This window comes from uncultured Campylobacter sp., from assembly GCF_938040115.1.
In the GTDB taxonomy this organism is placed as follows: Bacteria; Campylobacterota; Campylobacteria; order Campylobacterales; family Campylobacteraceae; genus Campylobacter_A.
Genome location: NZ_CALHXD010000210.1, coordinates 1 through 5521, shown reverse-complemented (window position 1 = coordinate 5521; position 5521 = coordinate 1). Strand labels below are relative to the sequence as shown.

Below are 5521 nucleotides of genomic sequence, written 5' to 3'. Positions count from 1 at the left end.
AACCTTGGCAAGGTTGTGCTCTACCCCTGAGCTATTCCCGCACCGTTTGAGAAGTCGCAATTTTAGCAAAAACGTTTTCATTTGTCAAGAAAATTTCAAAATTTTTACGATTTCGCCCATTTTTAGCTCGCCGAGACTCTCGTTTGTTACCAAAACGGCGTTACTTTTGATGAGCGGAGTTATCATGCCTGAGCCGAATTTATTATTATCCGTCACGCTAAATTTGCCTTCGCAAAAGCTGCCTAGCACGATATTTTGGCGTCCAGATTTTATTTTTACGTCTTGGCTTAAAACGGCGTCAAATTTTTCAAGTCGCGCGCCCTTTAAAAAAGGAACGATCAGCAAAAAGCACATCAAAAACGCCGCCATCGGATTTCCCGGCAGGATAAAGACAATTTTTTTATCTTTTATAAAGGCTTTACTCGGACGTCCGGGGCGGATATTTACGCCGTCAAAAAGCTCGCTAAAACCCAAATTTAAAAGCGCCGTTTTCATAAAATCAGCCTCACCCTTGCTCGCCCCGCCGCTTGTTATGATGACGTCAAATTCAGCCGTCTCAAGCGCGCGAGTAGTACTTTTTAGGTCGTCTTTTATGATGCCCGCGTACGAGCTAGTAAAGCCGAAACTTTGAAGCAGTGATGCGATACCTGCGCCGTTTGCGTTATATATTTGCTCCTCGCTAGCGTTTTGCCACGGCTCGACCACCTCGTCGCCACTTGAAAATATACCGATCTTTAGCTCGCGCTCCACGCAGACGCAGTAGATGCCCTGAGCAGCTAGCATCATTACTCTTGCGGGCGTTAAAATTTCGCCTTTTTTTAGCAAAATTTCACCAGCTTTGACCTCTTCGCCCTTATATCTTAGGGCGTTAAATTTTTTGACTTTGCTTTGCGGCGAGAGCTTGCCGTCCTGCAAAATAGCGTCTTCAAAAGGTACGACGGCATCGGCATTCGTCGGCATTTTTGCGCCCGTCATTATCTTTACGCATTCGCCTTTTTTTAGCGTGATTTCAGCCTCATCGCCAGCTAACACGGTCGCTGCGACGCTTAACGGCTTGTTTAAATCGTCAAATTTAAACGCGTAGCCGTCCATCGCGGCGTTGTCGAAGGAGGGCAAATTTTTAACGGCAACGACGTCCTGTGCCAAAATTTTGCCCGTCGCGCGCTCAAGGCTGGCAAACTCGCCGCAGCCGTCAAATTTAGCTTTTTCTAGGATCAAATTTTGAGCAAGCTCTAGCGTCATTTTACTCCTCCAGCCTGCGTATTTTTGCGCCCAGAGCCGCTAGTTTGCGCTCTAGCCCCTCGTAGCCTCTATCTAGGTGGTAAATTCTATGCACGCGGCTAGTTCCGTTTGCGGCAAGGGCCGCTAGCACCAGGGCAGAGCTTGCGCGCAGATCGGTAGCCATCACGTCTGCGGCGTTTATCTTGCCTCCGCCGTAGATCGTCGCGATGTGGCCGTTTAGACGGATATCCGCACCCATACGCGTGAGCTCGCTAACGTGCATAAATCGGTTCTCAAAAAGCCTCTCGTCGATCGTGCTAACGCCGTTTGCTATGAGCGAGAGCGCCATAAACTGCGCCTGCATATCGGTCGGAAAACCCGGAAACTCAGTCGTCACGATCTCGACGGGATTTACGTTTTTAGCCGGCATTATCGTGATTTTATCGCCGTTTACGACGGTTTCAAAGCCCATTTGGTTAAATTTAGTAAGCACGGCTCGCAGATGCGCGGCATTGGCGTTCGCGATAGTTACTTGCGAGTTCGTGATCGCCCCGGCGCAAAGATACGTTCCCGCTTCGATCCTATCGGGGATGACCGTTATCTCGCCCACATCCAGCAGGCGCCTATCCGTGCCTTCTATCACCAGCTCGTCCGTGCCGATACCCTCGATCTTCACGCCGCCAGCTGCCAAAACCTCGCAAAGCTGCACCACCTCGGGCTCTTTAGCGACGTTGATTAGATGCGTCGTGCCGTGAGCGAGCGCGGCGGCCATTATGATGTTTTCGCTCCCCGTTACCGTGATCTTGTCAAACACGATCTGCGCGCCTTTTAGCCCGTCAGGCGCGGTGGCGACGACGTAGCCTTGTTTTATTTCGATATTTGCGCCCATTTTTTCAAGCGCGCTTAAGTGTAGATCGATCGGTCTTTGTCCGATCGCGCAGCCGCCGGGCAAACTCACCTCACAGTGGCCAAACCTAGCTAGTAGCGGGCCAAGAACCAGGATAGAGGCGCGCATTTTGCGCACGATGTCGTAGTTGGCCTTCGTGGAGCTAACGTAGTTTGAGTTGATTTTTAGAGTGTGATCGTCCGTAAATTCGCACTTTACGCCCAAATTTACAAGCAAAGTAGCCAATGTTTTTATATCGGCGACGTTTGGCATATTTTTTAGCGTAACGTCGTTTTTTATGATTAGAGCCGCAGCTATCAGGGGCAGGGCGGCGTTTTTCGCTCCGCTTATGGCGACTTCGCCGCCTAGTTTCGCGTTTCCTTCGATTTCTAAATAATGCATCATCTTAAATCCTTAAATAAAATCCAAAGTATAGTGAAATTTAGCTTATAAATTTAAATTTATGCCGATATTTACCGATTTATTTATATAATCTTGCTTTTAGGCTGTTCGTCTCTACGGCTTGTCTCTTGGGTAAATTTAAATGATCTAGAAATTTTCTCCCTTGATGAACTATTATGTTCTATCTTCGGTCGAAAATTTCGTCGAAACATTTAAATTTATCACAAGATACTTCGCCTTGAAATTTAAATATAAAATAGGATGATTTAAATGAAATTTACCATTTTTTTGCCGCTAGCGCCGGTTGCGGCTTTGATTTTTAGCGGATGCGCGAACAATGCGCCCAAAATTTACCCGACCGATCAAAGCGGACAGATTTTAAACGCGAGATTTTTAAACTCGCAGCAAGACGTATTTAACGATCTGGGCGGCAAAGCGCTTTCAAATTTTATGCAAGGCTTTTTAGGCAAAAAAGACGGCGGAGACTGCTCGGGTTTCGTCTCTCTCGTAAATAAAAACATAAACAACGTTTACTTTTCCGAGACGAATTTGCTCAAATTTTACGGCGAACAAGGATCAAAATCGCAAGCCATTTATAATTTTTACAAAAAGCGAAATTTGATCTCGCAAACAAGCCCAAAGCTCGGAGATTTGGTGTTTTTTAACAACACTACGAGTCAAACCAAAGGCAAAAACAAGCAAATCATAACCCACCTTGGCATCATAGACCGCATAGAAGATGATGGAACTATAAGATTTATGCATAATACCAGAGGCAAAAACAAAAGCGGATTTATAAATCTATTTCAAAAAAATAGCCATAAAATAGGCGGTAAAGAGGTAAACTCCTATATCGTAGCGTGTAAAGGCGGCGACGCTACTTGCCTAACGTCGAACAGATTCGCCGGCTTTGGCAAGGTTAATTTTTAGCTAAATTTATGTCTAAATTTTATATGATAAAGCCTTTAAAAAGGAGCCGTTTTTGGAAGCTACGATATCGCTCATCGCGTTAAATTGTCTAGTATATTTTGCCGTTTACTGCGGCATTTGCGGCACTAACGCGACGCTTGGGCTAAATATGTTTTTCACGGACGGACTTTACGTCTGGCAGCCTGCGACTTCGATGTTTATGCATGCAAATTTGGCCCATCTGCTGATGAATATGGCGGTTTTGTATCAGTTTGGATCGCTTCTTGAGCGGTACTACGGCAGCGAAAAATTTGCCGTCGTTTACTGCGTCGGAGGCGTTTTGACTTCGCTGCTTAGTTTTATTTATATTTATGTTATGTTTAAAACTAACGGAACTTTTATAAATTTAGTCGGAGCTAGCGGCGCGATCAGTCTGTTGCTGGGAGTTTTGGCGTTTTTGGACGCGAGTAGCAGAAAAGGGCTAATAATCGCCATCTTGCTAATGAGCTTCGCACCAGTGGCTATGGGCGTAAACGTCGCCTGGTACGCGCATATCATCGGCTTTGCTTTAGGATATTTCGGGGTAAAATTTAAGGTGATAAAATGAGATTTTTCGATCAAATTTGGGAAATTTTAGAGTGCGGCGACAAGGAGCTTAAATTTGATAAATTTAAACGATTTTACGCCGAATACAAGGCCGGTAAATTTGACGCGCAAATAGAAGAGGGCGGTAAATTTGACGAGATAAAACCGCTAAAACGCCCAAGCTACGAGGCATTTTGCGAGGTTGTAGCGATGAGAGAAATCGGCGGTAAAAAGCAAGCGGACAAGCAAAAAGCCTTCCTTCACTCGATCGCGCACATCGAATACAGCGCCGTAGATATCGCGTTAGATGCGGCGTATCGCTTTCGCGCGCTACCAAAAGCCTACTATGACGACTGGCTAGAGGTCGCCGAGGATGAGATCAGGCACTTTAAGATGATCGAGGATCACATGGCTAAATTTGGCGTGAAATACGGCGATTTTACCGTACACGACGGGCTTTTTATCGCTTTGCAAAATACCTCCGCGTCGCTGCTCGAGCGCATGGCGGTGCTGCCTAGATATATGGAGGCAAATGGCCTTGACGCAAACGCTTTTATGCTAAAAAAGCTGGAAACCGAGTGCGAAAAAGACAAGAGCAAGGCGCGGCTTTGCGAAATTTTGCAAGTCATCTTAGACGAGGAGATCTCGCACGTCTCAAAGGGCGATCGTTGGTTTAAATTTGCCTGCGAAAAAGAGGGCGTAAGCCCCGAAATTTACGCGCAAATCGTACAAAAAATCTACCCTAAAGCCTTTTTGCAGTCCCGCGAGCTAAACGTGAGCGCGCGACTAAAATCAGGCTTTAGCGAGGCAGAGATCGAGCGCATAAAAAATCTATCAAAGGCCAAAAAGGTGGTATAAATGAAAAAAATCTACTTTATCAGGCACGCAAAAGCCGTAGAAGAGGGTGAAGGCAGCGACTTTGAGCGCGATCTAAGCGAACGAGGCAAAAAGGATCTAGCGCTGATGTGCGAACGGCTAAAAAAGCATGAGGTGAAGGCGGACGCGATATTTGCCAGTCCCGCCAAACGCTGCGCTAAAACGGCTCAAAAGCTAACCGAAGCAGTCAAATTTAAGAAGAAAATCAAATTTAAAGACGAACTATACGGAGCGCAGACGCATGATCTTTTGACTTTTGTAAGAGAGCTTGACGACAAATTTCATAGCATATTTGTCATAGCCCACAACGACGCTATAACTGAAATTTGCGAGCTTTTAAGCGACGCTGCGATCGGAAATATACCTACATGCGGCATCTTTTGCGTCGAATTTGACGGCAGCTTCAAGGAGCTAAAAGAACACGGCGCAAAGGCCTTGTTTTTCGACTACCCTAAAAAGCATAAAAAGAGCTAAATTTCCTCAAACATTAAGCTGTTTGTCATCATTTTTATTAGTCCTTCTAAATAGATGTCAGCGGCCTCGCCAATACCGACGTTCACTATGTTGCCTTTTTTGTCTTTTCTTTGCATCATTATTCCCTTGTTTTTGATAATATTTTTGATATCCTTGATGCTATTTTTG

6 protein-coding genes are annotated in these 5521 nt (G+C 45.6%); 4 read left to right on the top strand and 2 right to left on the bottom strand.

Annotation, left to right across the window (positions count from 1 at the left end; translation table 11 throughout):
* Nucleotides 1-84: 84 nt before the first annotated feature.
* Together Q0314_RS07040 and murA are read right to left on the bottom strand one after the other, a co-directional pair.
* Complete coding sequence (locus Q0314_RS07040; protein ID WP_298057794.1) at nucleotides 85-1242, bottom strand: molybdopterin molybdotransferase MoeA; 1158 nt, start codon at nucleotides 1240-1242, stop codon at nucleotides 85-87.
* 1 nt (nucleotide 1243) lies between these two features.
* Nucleotides 1244-2509, bottom strand: a complete 1266-nt coding sequence (gene murA / locus Q0314_RS07035) for a UDP-N-acetylglucosamine 1-carboxyvinyltransferase (RefSeq protein ID WP_298057795.1) — start codon at nucleotides 2507-2509, stop codon at nucleotides 1244-1246.
* Nucleotides 2510-2779: 270 nt separating this feature from the next.
* Here murA and Q0314_RS07030 point away from each other — a divergent pair, with 270 nt between their 5' ends.
* Genes Q0314_RS07030 through Q0314_RS07015 form a run of 4 tightly spaced genes read left to right on the top strand, consistent with a single transcriptional unit; the run spans nucleotide 2780 to nucleotide 5353 of the window.
* A complete protein-coding gene (locus Q0314_RS07030; protein WP_298057792.1) occupies nucleotides 2780-3439 on the top strand; it encodes an NlpC/P60 family protein in 660 nt (219 codons plus the stop codon).
* A gap of 52 nt (nucleotides 3440-3491) precedes the next feature.
* Nucleotides 3492-4025 carry a rhomboid family intramembrane serine protease gene (locus tag Q0314_RS07025; RefSeq protein ID WP_298057790.1) on the top strand — a complete coding sequence of 178 codons (534 nt, stop codon included), beginning with the start codon at nucleotides 3492-3494 and terminating at the stop codon, nucleotides 4023-4025.
* Nucleotides 4022-4861, top strand: a complete 840-nt coding sequence (locus Q0314_RS07020; RefSeq protein ID WP_298057787.1) for a ferritin-like domain-containing protein — start codon at nucleotides 4022-4024, stop codon at nucleotides 4859-4861. The genes Q0314_RS07025 and Q0314_RS07020 overlap by 4 nt, the downstream gene beginning before the upstream one ends.
* The gene (locus Q0314_RS07015) at nucleotides 4862-5353 is read left to right on the top strand and encodes a histidine phosphatase family protein (RefSeq protein WP_298057785.1); all 492 of its coding nucleotides are present in this window, start codon (nucleotides 4862-4864) and stop codon (nucleotides 5351-5353) included. It abuts the gene before it with no gap.
* Nucleotides 5354-5521 lie beyond the last annotated feature (168 nt).